Raw genomic sequence first — 13847 nt, 5'->3', positions numbered from 1 at the left:
GGGCGACGTGGGTGATTCCGATGCGTAACACGGTCCTCGCCGGTGTTCTCGGCGTCGCGGCGGTCGGTCTGATCGGTGCCCGGTTCGTCGGCCCCGTCGCGCTGTTGTTCCTGGCCGGCGCCCTGATCGTCGGCATGATCGTGCTGCTCGCGGGCGGCGGCGACGCGACCGCGGTCCGTCGGGATGATCCGCTGCGGTTCGTCGACGTGAAGCCCGCTCCCGAGCGGCCGCGCACGCAGCGCGCGCAACCGAAGCCCGCCCCGGCACCGTCGGGCCGGGCGCTGTGGGACCGCGCCGCCGGACGGCACGACACGGTGCTGGGGGAGTACGCGGCCTACGAGCTCGACCCCGAGATGTTGCTGCGCTTCCCCGCGATGTGGGACTTCAGTTCGCCGAAGGTGATCGCCTTCCACGACGCGCTCGAGCACGCCGGGGCCCTGCGCACCGACGAGTACCCCGGCGACGAGTCCGCCGCGGAGTACGCGGACGCCGTCACCGACCTGCGCACCTCCTGGTACGCCGCCGATCGGTACGCCCGCAGCACCGGCTCCGACGGCCTGGCCGACGAGGACGTGCGCGACCTCGACCGCGGACTCAAGCTGTACCGCCACGCCTCGTCGAGCGTCGCCGCCGAGCGGGCCGCGTACCTGAACCAGGTGGTCAGCACCGTCGACAAACTCGTCGACCGCGGGGTGCTCCCCGCGCCGCCCCGCTTCCGCGCCGAGCTGGAGGCCGAGGCCCGCAAGGCCATCGAGGGCTGACACCCGTTCCGAAACCGGCCGAATTCTGCGTGACGATGCGAATACGTCGTCGCGCGCCCGGAAATGGCCGGTTTCGCGACGCGCGACAGCATCCGACCTTCACCGTTCTGTGACAATTGTTGCCTATGGTGTCAGTGTGATTGTTGTGACTCGACGGGTTCTGCTGGGGACCGCCGCCGCGCTACCGGCCGTGATGGTGGCCGCGCGCGCCGCCGCCGACCCCGGATCCGGGACGGGAGCCGGAGGCACTGTCGGGCCGACGACCCCGGGCGCGACGCCCCCGGGTGTGGCACCGGCCGCGCGCTGGACGCCCGAGCGGGCGCAGCAGTGGCGCGCGCAGAATCCGTGGATGGTCGGGGCCAACTACATCAACGCCAACGCCGGGAACCAGTTCGAGATGTTCCAGGCGCAGACCTTCGACCCGAACCGCATGAACCTCGAGCTCGGCTGGGCCCGCGGCCTGGGCATGACGACGATGCGCGTCTTCCTGCAGGACCAGCTGTGGACCGCCGACCCGACCGGCTTCGTGCAGCGCCTCGACGCCTTCCTCACCATCGCGAACAACAACGGCATCAAAATCATGTTCGTGCTGTTCGACTCGTGCTGGGACCCGAACCCGAAGCCCGGCGTACAGCGCGAGCCGACGCCCGGCGTGCACAACTCGACGTGGGTGCAGAGCCCCGGCGCCGCCGGCCTGACGAACGGCGACACCGCGGGCCTGCAGGCCTACGCGACCGGCGTGGTCAAGGCGTTCGCGAACGATCCCCGCGTGGTCGCGTGGGACGTGTGGAACGAGCCCGAGAACCTCGCGGACTCGTACCCGCTGAGCCCGCCGGACAAGGTCGCCCGCGTCGCGAAGCTGCTGCCGCAGGCCTTCGCGTGGGCCCGTGCCGGCGGGCCGACGCAGCCGCTGACCTCTGGCGTCTGGGCCGATACCCGTCCCGAGATCCGCGCGATCCAGCTGGAGCAGTCCGACGTCATCAGCTTCCACAGCTACGACCCGCCGGAGAAGTTCCGCGCCATGGCCGCCGACCTCGCCAAGCAGGGCCGCCCGATGCTCCTCACCGAGTACATGGCCCGCCCGCAGGGCAGCACCATCGAGACGATCCTCCCGATCTGCAAGGAGCTCGGCATCGACGCCTACCAGTGGGGCTTCGTCGCCGGCCGCAGCCAGACCTACTGCCCGTGGGACTCGTGGAAGCAGCCCTACGTCGGCGCGCGCCAGCCGCAGCAGTGGTTCCACGACCTGCTCTGGCCCGACGGCCGCCCCTATAGGGACGCCGAGGTCGCGACGGTTCGCCGCCTCACCGCCGCGCGGACCTAGTCGGTGCGCAGGAAGGCGCCGTCCAGCCCGTAGTAGGCGCTCGCCCGCGAACCCGGCCCGAGTCCCACCTCCATCACAGGTAGCGCCGTCCGGTCGGACGCGCGGGCCCGGCTGTCCTCGTCGACCTCGATGCCCAGGGCGTGCGCGTCGATCGGCAGCACGGAGAAGCGCTGCACGAGGTCGGTGCGCGCCCGCTCGATCCCGGCAGCCGTCACGACGCGCAGCGCGAACGCCGAGCTGCTCGTCGATCGCGACGGGCTGAGGCTCACCTCGGGGAACTTGCCGACGGTCTCCTTGAGCGTGCCGGAGCGACCCCCGCCCGAGATCCGCATCTCGACGGTGCCCTTCCCGCTGCCGACCGAGCCGACGTTCGGCGCGAAGACGCGGTACTGCAGCTCATCGATCACCGGCTGCGCGGGATCGAGGCCGTTCGTACGCAGCAGTCGCTCGGCGAGCGGGAGGAGCCCGTCGACCTTCGCGAGCGCGAGGTTGTCGGGCAGGTTCCCCGCGGCGTCCGTCTCGACGTCCACGCCCGACATGCCGAAGGTGGCGACCAGGCGCTTGTCGCCGCTCCGCCGCTCGATCTCGATGCCGTCGGACGCGTGGGGAGAGCTCCGGTCGATGCCGATCGTATCCGCGGCCGCCGTCACCTTCGCCGCCGTCGCGGTGAGATCGAGCCCCGCGATGTCGGAAGCGCGGAACGCGGAGTCGGCACGGTCGTTCGTGGAGGTGCGGGTCGGCGCGTACCACTTGTCGCTGCTGCGGGAGAAGTATGCGGAGACGCGCTGGCCGGTGGTCAGGTCCAGCGTCGTCACCCGGGTGGTGTTCTCGTCGATGTCGATCTCGAGGAGGGAATCCGCGCCGCCGGGCTGGATCTCGCCGGCTTTGGCGACGGCGCGCCGGAGCTCGGTCGACGGGTCGGCCACCGGGCTCGCGGAGCCGGGCGCGACTCCTGCCCCGGCCCTGTTCGACGCGGGCGCGCCCGACCTCCGCGTCTCGGTCAGCACGATCGCTGCGGGTAGCCCGGCGGAGACGACGAGGACGCCGGTGACGAACGCGGCGACCAACCCCATTCCCGGCGGCGCGGACCGCAGTCGCCACGCGAGCACACCCGCGACGACGACGGTCCCGATCGCCCAGGCCAGGGAGGCGGCACCGTCGGACACTACGGCCCCGACCAGGCCCACCGTGGTGAGCACCGCGAGCAGGGCGACCGTCAGGAAGGTGGACACGTTGCTCAGAGTATCGGCAGCGAATCACGCTGACCGCAACCGCTGTGCGGCCGCGGGAACGGACATATGTTCCGCGAAGGAAGTAACCCGTCCGAGCCCAGGAGAGACCCATGACCGCGTCCGCCACCGGAACCCTCGCCGCCATCATCGACGCGACCGACCAGGCCGTCACCCGCAACACTGCCAACGCGCACGTCGTCTTCGCGGCGACGGCCGTCCCGCAGGGCACGGTCGGCAGCGTGACCACGGCGCGGCAGCACACCCTCGTCGTCGACGAGCCGCCGACGCTCGGCGGCGGCGACACCGCGATCAACCCCGTCGAGGCGTACCTCGGCGCCCTGCTGTCCTGTCAGGTGGTGACCTACCGCTTCTACGCCGACAAACTGGGCGTCACCCTCGACGAGCTGAAGCTCAGCGCCGAGGGCGACCTCGACGTGCGCGGCTTCTTCGGCCTGGACGAGACGGTCCGTCCGGGCTTCACCGCGGTGCGCGTCACGGTCGACATCTCCGGCCCCGACACCGAGGAGCGCTACCGCGAGCTGACCGAGACTGTCGACAAGCACTGCCCGGTCCTGGACCTGACCCAGAACCCGACGCCGGTCACGACGACGCTGCGGGTGAACTGACCCGCCGGGGACAAGAGCTCCGATTCGACTCTGACCGGCACTTTCTCTACACTAGTGAGGTTGCCTGTCGTGCTTCGAGCACGGCCGGCGCACTTCCCCGAACCGGTTCGCCGGTCCGGAATCCCTGCAGTGCAACGGTATTGCAGGACGGTTTGCTTCGTAGTAGGCCCACCGTCGGACGTTCCAGGCCCGTCTTTCGCGCTGTCGAGAGCCAGGCACCAGACCGCCGGCGATGTATGGGAACCGCTGCGAGAAAGGTAGACGAATCTGTCATGACCATGACTGATCCGATCGCAGACTTCTTGACCCGTCTGCGCAACGCCAACTCGGCGTACCACGACGAGGTGACGCTCCCGCACTCGAAGATCAAGGCGAACATCGCCGAGATCCTCAAGCGTGAGGGCTACATCACCGACTTCCGTACCGAGGACGCCGAGGTCGGCAAGAACCTCGTCGTTTCGCTGAAGTACGGCCCGAGCCGTGAGCGTTCGATCGCCGGCCTGCGCCGCGTGTCGAAGCCCGGTCTGCGCGTGTACGCGAAGTCCACCAATCTGCCGAAGGTCCTGGGCGGCCTGGGCGTGGCGATCATCTCCACGTCCTCGGGGCTCCTCACGGATCGCCAGGCAGCCAAGCAGGGCGTGGGCGGCGAAGTCCTCGCTTACGTCTGGTAAGGGGACAGAAACTTATGTCGCGAATTGGTAAGCACCCCGTGGTCGTTCCCGCGGGCGTCGACGTGCAGATCGCCGGCCAGGACGTCACCGTCAAGGGCCCCAAGGGCCAGCTGGCGCTGACCGTCTCCGAGCCGATCTCGGTGTCGAAGAACGATGAGGGCGCCATCGTGGTCGCCCGTCCCGACGACGAGCGGCGCAACAAGGCGCTGCACGGTCTGTCGCGGACGCTGGTCGCCAACATGGTGACGGGTGTGACTGAGGGTTACACCAAGAAGATGGAGATCTACGGCGTCGGCTACCGCGTGGCGCTCAAGGGCAAGGACCTCGAGTTCTCCCTGGGCTACAGCCACCCGGTCCCGATCGAGGCGCCCGAGGGCATCACCTTCGTGGTGGAGAGCCCGACCAAGTTCTCCGTGTCCGGCATCGACAAGCAGCAGGTCGGCCAGGTCTCGGCGGTCATCCGCAAGCTCCGTCGTCCCGATCCCTACAAGGGCAAGGGCGTGCGGTACGAGGGTGAGCAGATCCGTCGCAAGGTCGGAAAGACGGGTAAGTAACTCATGGCAACTCAGACTGAGAACAAGAAGCGCATCCCTGCGGGCAAGGACGTCTCGACGCGCCGTCGTACGTCGAAGGCTCGTCGCCACTTCCGCCTGCGCAAGAAGATCGAGGGCACCGCGGTCCGTCCGCGGCTCGCGGTCAAGCGCTCGAGCCGGCACATCCACGTCCAGCTGATCGACGACCTCAAGGGCCACACGCTGGCCGCGGCGTCGACGCTGGAGGCGGACGTCAAGGCCGCGGGCGGCGACAAGTCGGCCCAGGCCGCGAAGGTCGGCGAGCTCATCGCCGCCCGTGCCAAGGCTGCCGGCGTGGAGGCCGTCGTGTTCGACCGTGGTGGCAACAAGTACCACGGCCGGATCGCTGCGCTCGCGGACGCCGCTCGCGAAGGCGGGTTGACGTTCTGATGACTCGTACCAGCATGATTTCCACCGAACGAAAGGCAGCCTGATGCCCGGACGTCAGCGTCGTGACGGCGGCAACAACGGCCCCGCCGGAAACAACGGTCCCGATAACAACAACAACGACCGCCGCGGCGGTCGTGGTGGCCGCGACCGCGATCAGCGTGGTGGCCGCGAGGCCGAGAAGAGCCAGTTCATCGAGAAGGTCGTCACCATCAACCGCGTCTCGAAGGTCGTGAAGGGTGGTCGTCGCTTCAGCTTCACCGCCCTCGTGATCGTCGGTGACGGCCAGGGCATGGTCGGTGTCGGCTACGGCAAGGCCAAGGAAGTTCCTGCGGCCATTCAGAAGGGCGTCGAGGAGGCTCGGAAGAACTTCTTCCGCGTCCCCATGATCGGCAACACCATCGTGCACCCGGTGCAGGGTGAGGCCGCGGCCGGCGTCGTGCTGCTGCGTCCCGCCAGCCCGGGTACCGGTGTCATCGCCGGTGGCGCCGTGCGTCCCGTGCTCGAGGCGGCCGGCGTCCACGACGTCATCGCCAAGAGCCTCGGCTCGGACAACGCCATCAACGTGGTGCACGCGACCGTGGCGGCTCTCAAGGAGCTGCAGCGTCCCGAGGAGGTCGCGGCTCGTCGCGGCCTGCCCATCGAGGACGTGGCCCCGGCCGGCATGCTCCGCGCCCGTGCAGGTCAGGGAGCGTAAGTCATGGCAGAGCTGAAGATCACCCAGGTGCGAGGCCTCGTCGGGCTCAAGCAGAACCAGCGCGACAGCCTGCGCACCCTGGGCCTCAAGGGCATCCGCAAGTCGGTCGTCCGTGAGGACACCCCCGTCAACCGCGGCCTGATCCAGGTCGTATCGCATCTCGTGGAAGTGGAGGAGGTGTAAGCAATGGCTATCAAGCTGCACGATCTCCGTCCCGCGAAGGGCGCGAAGACGGCCAAGACCCGCGTGGGTCGCGGTGAGGGCTCCAAGGGTAAGACCGCCGGTCGTGGCACCAAGGGCACCAAGGCGCGCAAGAACGTCCCCGTGAACTTCGAGGGCGGCCAGATGCCGCTGCACATGCGGCTGCCGAAGCTCAAGGGCTTCAAGAACCGCAACCGCGTCGAGTACCAGGTGGTGAACGTGGGCGACATCGCTCGCCTGTTCCCGCAGGGCGGCACCATCGGCATCGACGAGCTCGTCGCCGCCGGTGCGGTTCGCAAGAACCGTGTCGTGAAGGTGCTGGGCGACGGCGAGATCAGCGTCAAGGTGGACGTGACGGCGACCAAGGTCACCGGCGCCGCCAAGGCGAAGATCGAGGCCGCCGGTGGTTCGACCACCGAGCTGAAGCCCTCGGCCGAGGCCTAGTCCTCGCGCTGCGCAACGTGGACGCCGCGGTAGGCGCCGGTCACCGGTGCCTACCGCGGCTCTCGTTTCGCTCCACGACGGTGCCGACTGTCTCCTGCCGGCCGGTACCTACCGTGAACAGCCGTGATGAGTACGGCTGTTAGAGTTCATACGTTTGCAGGATTACCCATGAGGACGTCCTGCTCCACCGCGTGCGGAGCAGATGTCCATGAGCGTGGGGCGGCCCGTCCGGGCCGCCCGGCTGCCAGGAGGATGTGTGCTTTCGGCCCTAGTCCCGATCTTCCGGACCCCGGAGTTGCGGCGGAAGATCCTGATCGTCCTGGGCATCCTCGTGCTCTACCGGCTCGGCGCCACATTGCCGTCCCCCGGTGTGAACTTCGGAACCATCACCGAGTGCGTCGACAAGGCCACGAGTGGCGACAGCGGTCAGGTCTACTCGCTGATCAACATGTTCTCCGGCGGCGCGCTGCTGCAGCTGTCGGTGTTCGCGATCGGCATCATGCCGTACATCACCGCGTCGATCATCATCCAGTTGTTGATGGTGGTCATCCCGCGCTTCGAGACGCTCCGTAAGGAGGGTCAGGCCGGCCAGGCGAAGATCACGCAGTACACCCGCTACCTGACGGTGGCGCTGGCTCTGCTGCAGGCGACCGCGATCGTCGCGATGGCCTCGCGTGGCAACCTGCTGCCCGACTGCCCCGGCATCCTCGATGACAACGGCATCTTCTCGCTGACGGTCATCGTCGCGACCATGACCGCCGGCGCGATCCTGGTCATGTGGTTCGGCGAGCTGATCACTGAGCGCGGCATCGGCAACGGCATGTCGCTGCTCATCTTCGCCGGCATCGCCTCGCGCCTGCCCGCCGACGGCCAGAAGATCCTGCAGAGCCAGGGCGGCCTCGCCTTCGGCCTCGTCTGCTTCGCGGTCTTCCTGATCCTCGTCGCCGTCGTCTTCGTCGAGCAGGGGCAGCGCCGGATCCCGGTGCAGTACGCCAAGCGCATGGTCGGCCGCAAGATGTACGGCGGCTCGTCGACCTACCTGCCGCTCAAGGTGAACACCGCCGGCGTCATCCCGGTCATCTTCGCCTCGTCGCTGCTGTACCTGCCGCAGCTGGTCATCCAGCTCGTCGCGAGCGGTTCGACTGCGGGCTGGGTGCAGTGGATCCAGACCAACCTGGTCAACCCCGGCAGCACGTGGCACATCGTGATCTACTTCGCGTTGATCATCTTCTTCACGTACTTCTACGTCGCCATCACCTTCAACCCGGAGGAGCGCGCCGACGAGATGAAGAAGTTCGGCGGCTTCATCCCGGGCATCCGCCCCGGCAAGCCGACGGCTGACTATCTGAACTACGTGCTGCAGCGCATCACACTGCCCGGCTCGCTGTACCTCGGCATCATCGCGATCCTCCCGAACCTCTTCATCGAACTCACCGGTAGCGGCTCGAACATGAGTAACCTGCCGTTCGGCGGCACGATGGTCCTCATCATCGTGGTCGTGGCGCTCGACACCACGAAGCAGATCGAGAGTCAGTTGATGCAACGTAACTACGAAGGATTCCTCAAGTGAGACTCGTTATTCTCGGCCCTCCCGGCGCTGGCAAGGGCACGCAGGCGGAGCGTCTGTCGGAGAAGTACGGCATTCCGCACATCTCGACGGGCGACCTGTTCCGCGCCAACATCAGCGAGGGCACCGCGCTGGGAGTCGAGGCCAAGAAATACATGGACGCGGGAGAACTCGTCCCGTCGTCGGTCACCGTCGACATGGTGCGCTCGCGTCTGGCGGAGCCCGACGCGACGAACGGCTTCATCCTCGACGGCTTCCCGCGCGCCACGGATCAGGCGGACGCGCTCGGTGAGATCCTCGCCGAGGGCGGCCAGAAGCTCGACGCCGTCGTCTCCTTCGAGGTTCCCGAGGACACCGTCGTCGAGCGCATGCTCGCCCGCGGCCGCGCGGACGACACTGACGAGGTCATCCGTAACCGCCTGCACGTGTACGAGAACCAGACCGCGCCGCTGCTCGCCTACTACGGCGACTTCGTCACGCACATCGACGCCGTCGGCACCGTCGACGAGGTCCTCGGCCGCGTGACCGCGCAGCTCGACAAGTGAGTCGTTTCCGCCGTAAGAAGACCGTGCCCTTCCGCTCCGCGGGAGAGCTCGACGCGATGGCCGCCGCGGGCGCCGTCGTGGGTCGCGCGCTCGTCGCGGTCCGCGACGCCGCCCGCGTCGGCGTTTCCACCCTCGAACTCGACGAGGTCGCCGAGACGGTGATCCGCGAGGCCGGAGCCGTCCCGTCCTTCAAGGGCTACCACGGCTTTCCGGGCTCGATCTGCTCCTCGGTGAACGAGGTCGTGGTGCACGGGATCCCGAACCGGGAGACGGTGCTGGCGCAGGGCGACCTCGTGTCGATCGACTGCGGCGCGATCCTCGACGGCTGGCACGGTGACTCCGCGTGGACCTTCGGCGTGGGTGAGCTGTCCAAGGCGGACGAGGAACTCTCCGAGGCGACGCGCCTCGCGATGGAGGCCGGCATCGCCGCCATGCTCGACGGCAACCGCCTCACCGACGTCTCGCACGCCATCGAGACCGCCACCTACGCGCAGGCCGCGCGGCTGGGCCGCGAGTTCGCGATCGTCGACGGCTACGGCGGTCACGGCATCGGCCGCGAGATGCACATGGAGCCCTTCCTCGCCAACGAGGGCGACCCGGGCAAGGGCCCGCACCTCGTTGTCGGCTCCACCCTCGCGATCGAGCCGATGCTCACCCTGGGCACCCCCGACACCTCCGTCCTCGCCGACGACTGGACCGTCGTCACGGACGACGGTGCGCGGTCCGCGCACTGGGAGCACACCGTCGCCGTCACCGCCGACGGTCCGCGTGTCCTCACCCCGCGTCCCTGACCTGCGGAGATGACAACGCTCTTGACCCTCACGCGACGTGAGGCGCGAGCGTGGTCGGCGTGAACGAACGGAAGCCCCTCCACCCGGTCGGCGCCATCGCGCGAATGACCGGGGTCAGCGTTCGCACGCTGCACCACTACGACGAGATCGGGCTGGTCCCGCCGTCGGCGCGCACCGGCGCCGGCTACCGGGCCTACTCGGACGACGACGTCGAGCGGCTGCACCGCGTGCTGACCTACCGGGAGCTGGGCTTCCCGCTCGAGCAGATAGCGACCCTGCTCGACGATCCGTCGGCCGATGCCATGGCCCACCTGGAGGCGCAGCACAAGCTGCTCTCCGAGCGGATCGACCGTTTGCACCGGATGGTCGCGGCCGCGGAGGACATGATGAACAGCAAGAAGCGGGGGATCACCCTCACCGCCGAGGAGCAGACCGAGATCTTCGGCGCCGACTGGCTCGGTGAGGGCTACGCCGAGGAGGCGGAGCAGCGCTGGGGCGACACCGACGCGTGGAAGCAGAGCGCCGAGCGCACTGCGAAGCTCAGCAAGGACGACTGGAAGCAGCTCAAAGCCGAGGGCGATGCCCTCGAGGCCGCGCTCGCGGACGGCCTGGCCCGCGGCGTCGCGCCCGGTTCGCCCGAGGCGAACGAGCTCGCCGAACGGCACCGCGCCGGGATCGACCGTTGGTACGACTGCGACCACGCGATGCAGGTGTGCGTGGCACAGATGTACGTGACCGATCCCCGGTTCAGGAAGCACTACGAGGACGTCGCGCCGGGCCTCGCCCAGTACGTGGTCGACATCGTCACCGCGAACGCGGAGCAGCAGCAGTGAGGTCGGGCCGCTCAGGACCAGACCAAGATTCCTGAGCGGCCCGAACCGCCGCGCTAGCCTGGTCTCGTGGAGTGGATGAACTACTGGTGGCTCATCTTCGTGTTCGGCGGCTCGATCAGCGCTGCGGCCAAGGGCGCATCGGCGTGGAACGAGCGCCGCGCGAACCGGCGCCTCGAGAAGTACCGCATCAAGCAGGAGACCAAGGTGGCTCTGGCCACCACACAGGGCATGGGCCGGGTCGATGCGGCGCAGGTCCAGCGGGAACTCGCGCGCGCTGTCGCCGCGCACGACGGCGTCGACACCCGCTGGTTCGGCTACGAGACGGACCTCGCCACCATCCTCGACTTCCCGATGATGGTCGACATGCGGGAGCCGCTGACCGTCGACTTCCACAAGGCCAAGCGTCGCGCTGACCTGCTCCGTCCGGATTCTCCCGACGAGGCGTCCGCGGCGGACGTCGAGCAGTACCGCGACGCGGTGCACGCGTACGCCGCGGCCTTCGACGTCGCGGAGCAGGAGGCCAAGCGCCGCCGCCGCGGCGACTTCTCGCCCGTGGAGCAGGAGCGCCTCGCCAAGGCGCAGCGGCTGCTCGCCGTCGCGCTCGACGGCTCCGCCTCCGGCCCGGAGCGCCAGCAGGCCTACCAGCGCGCCCGGGCGGAGCTCGACGGCCTTATCGACCTGCCGAGATCCGCCACCGTCGCCCTCGAGAACCAGGTTCGCGCGGCCTTGGAACGCTAGAGCCGCCGACACGCAGACGGAGCGCGCCCCCTCGTCGAGGACTCGGGGGCGCGCTCCGTCGTGCAGTGTCTAGGTACACCCGCGCTGCACGGCCGCGGTCCAGGCACCGTCGTCCTGAAGGACGGAACGGGCCTGCCGTCGCAACCACCGCAGCGCGCGCATCACGGGCTCCCTAGGACGCGTTCGCCGCGGCCTTGAGGCCGAGCTGGAGGTCGGTGAGGATATCGTCGATGTGCTCGACGCCGACGGCCAGGCGCACCAGGCCCGGCGTGACGCCGGCCTCGAGCTGCTCCTGCTCGGTGAGCTGTGAATGCGTGGTCGACGCGGGGTGGATCACGAGCGAGCGGACGTCGCCGATGTTCGCGACGTGACTGTGCAGCTCCAGGGCGTCGACGAAGGCCTTGCCCGCGGGCACGCCGCCGGCGAGCTCGAAGGCGACGATCGCGCCGGCACCCTTGGGCAGCAGCTCCTTCGCGCGCTCGTGGTACGGCGACGAGGGGAGACCGGCGTAGATCACGGAGGTCACGCCCTCCTGGCCGGAGAGGTACTCGGCGACCTTCTGCGCGTTCTCGACGTGCCGCTCCACGCGCAGGCTCAGCGTCTCGATGCCCTGCGAGAGCAGGAAGGCGTTGAACGGCGAGATCGCGGGGCCCAGGTCGCGCAGCAGCTGCACGCGGGCCTTGAGCGCGAAGGCGGGCGCGCCGAGATCGGCGAAGACGACGCCGTGGTACGACGGGTCCGGAGTGGTGAAGTTCGGGTGCCGGCCCTGCGTCCAGTCGAAGTTCCCGCCGTCGACGATGACGCCGCCGATCGCCGCGCCGTGGCCGCCGAGGTACTTGGTGGCCGAGTGCACGACGATGTCGGCGCCGTGCTGGAGCGGATTCAGCAGGTACGGGGTGGCGACGGTGTTGTCGACGATGAGCGGCAGCCCGTTCTCGTGAGCCACGCCGGAGACGCCCGCGATGTCGAGCACGTGGCCCCGAGGGTTCGAGATGGTCTCCGCGAAGAAGGCCCGGGTGTTGGGGCGGACGGCGGCGCGCCACTGCTCCAGATCGTCCGGGTTCTCGACGAAGGTGACCTCGATGCCCAGCTTGGCGAGGGTGTAGTGCAGCAGGTTGTAGGTGCCGCCGTACAGGTACGGCGAGCTGACGAGGTGATCGCCCGACTCGGCGACGTTGAGGATCGCGAGAGTCTCGGCCGCCTGGCCGGAGGCCACGAGCAAGGCGGCGACACCGCCCTCGAGCGCGGCGATCCGCTGTTCGACGGCGTCCTGCGTCGGATTCATGATGCGGGTGTAGATGTTGCCCGGCTCGGCCAGCCCGAACAGCGCCGCGGCGTGATCGGTGTTGTTGAACGTGTACGACGTGGTCTGGTAGATCGGCAGCGCGCGCGCGTTGGTGGCCCCGTCGGGAGCCTGCCCGGCGTGGATCTGCGCGGTCTCGAAATGCCAGTTCGGGCTGTCCGGATTGCTCATGGCCCCGATACAAGTGCACGCGCGGTGCGGTGTCCAGGGTTTGGCTCATACTGTGGAGAAATGACGGACGAGATCGTGGCGCTCTACGACGACGCCGGGAGCCCCGCGGGGGCCGCGCCGCGGTCGCGGGTGCGCGCCGAAAACCTGCGGCACGGCACTACCGGCGTCCTCGTCTTCGACTCCGCCGGCCGGATCTACGTGCACCGCCGCACGCCGATCAAGGACGTCTACCCGGGGCTGCGCGACTTCACCGCGGGCGGTGTGCTCCTGGCGGGGGAGTCTCCGGACGACGGTGCCGCGCGCGAGGCCTTCGAGGAACTCGGGGTGCACGGGGTGGAGCTGCGGCCCGTCGGTGTGCGGAGCTACGAGGATCCCCGTACCCGGTTCGTGTGCTTCCAGTACGTCTGCACGTACGACGGGGCGGTCGTGCACCAGCCCGAGGAGGTGGCGAGCGGCACGTGGATGGCGCCGGGCGATCTGCTCGCGGCGGTCGCGGCGGACCCCGCCGACTTCGTTCCCGACTCGGTCGAACTCGCGTTGCACCTCGTCAGCGCGGGGGGCGGTTCCGGGCAGGATTCGTCGGACGAGTGCTGAGCGCGTAGAATAGGTGGGTAGCGCGGCGTTCGGCCGCATGCCCGTCCGCACCGGAGGGGCACAGGTCGCACACGGCGTCCGCTGAAGACAACAGGATCGTGGAGGGTATGGCGAAGAAGGACGGAGCCATCGAGGTGGAGGGCCGCGTCGTCGAGCCGCTCCCCAACGCAATGTTCCGCATCGAGCTGGAGAACGGGCACAAGGTGCTCGCCCACATCAGCGGCAAGATGCGGCAGCACTACATTCGTATTCTGCCCGAGGATCGGGTCGTCGTGGAGCTCTCCCCGTACGACCTGACGCGCGGGCGCATCGTCTACCGGTACAAGTGACCGCGTAGCGCGACGCCGAAACAGACGAGAAAGGCCCACCCCGCGGGGTGGGCCTTCTTCG

At 68.9% G+C, this 13847-nt stretch carries 18 protein-coding genes; 16 read left to right on the top strand and 2 right to left on the bottom strand.

The annotated features are described in order from the left end of the window. The first annotated feature begins 20 nt into the window (after positions 1-20). Together HNP44_RS00810 and HNP44_RS00805 are read left to right on the top strand one after the other, a co-directional pair. On the top strand, positions 21-761 hold the full coding sequence (locus HNP44_RS00810; protein WP_259143970.1) for a hypothetical protein: 741 nt from the start codon (positions 21-23) through the stop codon (positions 759-761). Positions 762-954: 193 nt separating this feature from the next. Further along, positions 955-2085 carry a cellulase family glycosylhydrolase gene (locus HNP44_RS00805; protein WP_374758736.1) on the top strand — a complete coding sequence of 377 codons (1131 nt, stop codon included), beginning with the start codon at positions 955-957 and terminating at the stop codon, positions 2083-2085. On the opposite strand, the gene HNP44_RS00800 is transcribed toward HNP44_RS00805, so the two are convergent. Beyond that, positions 2082-3317 (bottom strand): hypothetical protein, encoded by a 1236-nt coding sequence (locus tag HNP44_RS00800; protein WP_259143968.1) that lies wholly within the window; start codon positions 3315-3317, stop codon positions 2082-2084. The genes HNP44_RS00805 and HNP44_RS00800 overlap by 4 nt on opposite strands. Positions 3318-3427: 110 nt before the next feature. Here HNP44_RS00800 and HNP44_RS00795 point away from each other — a divergent pair, with 110 nt between their 5' ends. From HNP44_RS00795 to HNP44_RS00740, 12 genes are all read left to right on the top strand, one after another. Next, positions 3428-3943, top strand: coding sequence for an OsmC family protein (locus HNP44_RS00795; RefSeq protein ID WP_259143967.1), 516 nt, complete (start codon positions 3428-3430; stop codon positions 3941-3943). A gap of 272 nt (positions 3944-4215) precedes the next feature. Continuing rightward, positions 4216-4614: a 30S ribosomal protein S8 gene (gene rpsH, locus HNP44_RS00790; protein ID WP_068533016.1), complete on the top strand. Its 399-nt coding sequence runs from the start codon at positions 4216-4218 to the stop codon at positions 4612-4614. Between the two features lie 14 nt (positions 4615-4628). Beyond that, positions 4629-5168 carry a 50S ribosomal protein L6 gene (gene rplF / locus HNP44_RS00785; RefSeq protein ID WP_259143966.1) on the top strand — a complete coding sequence of 180 codons (540 nt, stop codon included), beginning with the start codon at positions 4629-4631 and terminating at the stop codon, positions 5166-5168. 3 nt (positions 5169-5171) lie between these two features. Beyond that, on the top strand, positions 5172-5576 hold the full coding sequence (rplR, locus tag HNP44_RS00780; RefSeq protein ID WP_259143965.1) for a 50S ribosomal protein L18: 405 nt from the start codon (positions 5172-5174) through the stop codon (positions 5574-5576). 43 nt (positions 5577-5619) lie between these two features. Beyond that, a complete protein-coding gene (rpsE, locus tag HNP44_RS00775; RefSeq protein WP_259143963.1) occupies positions 5620-6270 on the top strand; it encodes a 30S ribosomal protein S5 in 651 nt (216 codons plus the stop codon). Between the two features lie 3 nt (positions 6271-6273). Beyond that, on the top strand, positions 6274-6453 hold the full coding sequence (gene rpmD, locus HNP44_RS00770) for a 50S ribosomal protein L30 (protein WP_068522648.1): 180 nt from the start codon (positions 6274-6276) through the stop codon (positions 6451-6453). Between the two features lie 3 nt (positions 6454-6456). Next, the gene (gene rplO, locus HNP44_RS00765; RefSeq protein WP_068573249.1) at positions 6457-6915 is read left to right on the top strand and encodes a 50S ribosomal protein L15; all 459 of its coding nucleotides are present in this window, start codon (positions 6457-6459) and stop codon (positions 6913-6915) included. Positions 6916-7171: 256 nt separating this feature from the next. Further along, a complete protein-coding gene (gene secY / locus HNP44_RS00760) occupies positions 7172-8485 on the top strand; it encodes a preprotein translocase subunit SecY (protein WP_259144262.1) in 1314 nt (437 codons plus the stop codon). Further along, on the top strand, positions 8482-9027 hold the full coding sequence (locus HNP44_RS00755; RefSeq protein ID WP_259143962.1) for an adenylate kinase: 546 nt from the start codon (positions 8482-8484) through the stop codon (positions 9025-9027). The genes secY and HNP44_RS00755 overlap by 4 nt, the downstream gene beginning before the upstream one ends. Then, on the top strand, positions 9024-9818 hold the full coding sequence (map, locus tag HNP44_RS00750) for a type I methionyl aminopeptidase (RefSeq protein ID WP_259143961.1): 795 nt from the start codon (positions 9024-9026) through the stop codon (positions 9816-9818). The genes HNP44_RS00755 and map overlap by 4 nt, the downstream gene beginning before the upstream one ends. Before the next feature lie 59 nt (positions 9819-9877). Beyond that, positions 9878-10651, top strand: coding sequence for a MerR family transcriptional regulator (locus HNP44_RS00745; RefSeq protein WP_259143960.1), 774 nt, complete (start codon positions 9878-9880; stop codon positions 10649-10651). 75 nt (positions 10652-10726) lie between these two features. Then, on the top strand, positions 10727-11389 hold the full coding sequence (locus HNP44_RS00740; protein ID WP_259144261.1) for a hypothetical protein: 663 nt from the start codon (positions 10727-10729) through the stop codon (positions 11387-11389). A gap of 172 nt (positions 11390-11561) precedes the next feature. Here the strand turns inward: HNP44_RS00740 and HNP44_RS00735 are convergent, their stop codons facing one another. Next, positions 11562-12863 carry a bifunctional o-acetylhomoserine/o-acetylserine sulfhydrylase gene (locus HNP44_RS00735; RefSeq protein ID WP_259143959.1) on the bottom strand — a complete coding sequence of 434 codons (1302 nt, stop codon included), beginning with the start codon at positions 12861-12863 and terminating at the stop codon, positions 11562-11564. A gap of 60 nt (positions 12864-12923) precedes the next feature. Between HNP44_RS00735 and HNP44_RS00730 the strand changes: the two genes are divergently transcribed. Next, positions 12924-13457: an NUDIX hydrolase gene (locus HNP44_RS00730; RefSeq protein WP_259143958.1), complete on the top strand. Its 534-nt coding sequence runs from the start codon at positions 12924-12926 to the stop codon at positions 13455-13457. A gap of 107 nt (positions 13458-13564) precedes the next feature. After that, on the top strand, positions 13565-13786 hold the full coding sequence (gene infA, locus HNP44_RS00725; protein WP_005140011.1) for a translation initiation factor IF-1: 222 nt from the start codon (positions 13565-13567) through the stop codon (positions 13784-13786). Positions 13787-13847: the final 61 nt, after the last annotated feature.

It is taken from the genome of Tsukamurella ocularis (assembly GCF_024807615.1).
Classification (GTDB): Bacteria; Actinomycetota; Actinomycetes; order Mycobacteriales; family Mycobacteriaceae; genus Tsukamurella; species Tsukamurella ocularis.
Note: the sequence above shows the minus strand (reverse complement) of the source record. Positions and strands in the feature narration are given on the sequence as shown.

Bases quoted from the DNA above. Each gene is read 5' to 3' on its own strand.
- HNP44_RS00810 (WP_259143970.1), top strand. From the start codon at position 21: ATGCGTAACACGGTCCTCGCCGGTGTTCTCGGCGTCGCGGCGGTCGGT.
- rpsH (WP_068533016.1), top strand. From the start codon at position 4,216: ATGACCATGACTGATCCGATCGCAGACTTCTTGACCCGTCTGCGCAAC.
- HNP44_RS00805 (WP_374758736.1), top strand. From the start codon at position 955: ATGGTGGCCGCGCGCGCCGCCGCCGACCCCGGATCCGGGACGGGAGCC.
- HNP44_RS00730 (WP_259143958.1), top strand. From the start codon at position 12,924: ATGACGGACGAGATCGTGGCGCTCTACGACGACGCCGGGAGCCCCGCG.
- rplO (WP_068573249.1), top strand. From the start codon at position 6,457: ATGGCTATCAAGCTGCACGATCTCCGTCCCGCGAAGGGCGCGAAGACG.
- rplR (WP_259143965.1), top strand. From the start codon at position 5,172: ATGGCAACTCAGACTGAGAACAAGAAGCGCATCCCTGCGGGCAAGGAC.
- rpmD (WP_068522648.1), top strand. From the start codon at position 6,274: ATGGCAGAGCTGAAGATCACCCAGGTGCGAGGCCTCGTCGGGCTCAAG.
- HNP44_RS00740 (WP_259144261.1), top strand. From the start codon at position 10,727: ATGAACTACTGGTGGCTCATCTTCGTGTTCGGCGGCTCGATCAGCGCT.
- HNP44_RS00795 (WP_259143967.1), top strand. From the start codon at position 3,428: ATGACCGCGTCCGCCACCGGAACCCTCGCCGCCATCATCGACGCGACC.
- infA (WP_005140011.1), top strand. From the start codon at position 13,565: ATGGCGAAGAAGGACGGAGCCATCGAGGTGGAGGGCCGCGTCGTCGAG.
- HNP44_RS00735 (WP_259143959.1), bottom strand. From the start codon at position 12,863: ATGAGCAATCCGGACAGCCCGAACTGGCATTTCGAGACCGCGCAGATC.
- rplF (WP_259143966.1), top strand. From the start codon at position 4,629: ATGTCGCGAATTGGTAAGCACCCCGTGGTCGTTCCCGCGGGCGTCGAC.
- rpsE (WP_259143963.1), top strand. From the start codon at position 5,620: ATGCCCGGACGTCAGCGTCGTGACGGCGGCAACAACGGCCCCGCCGGA.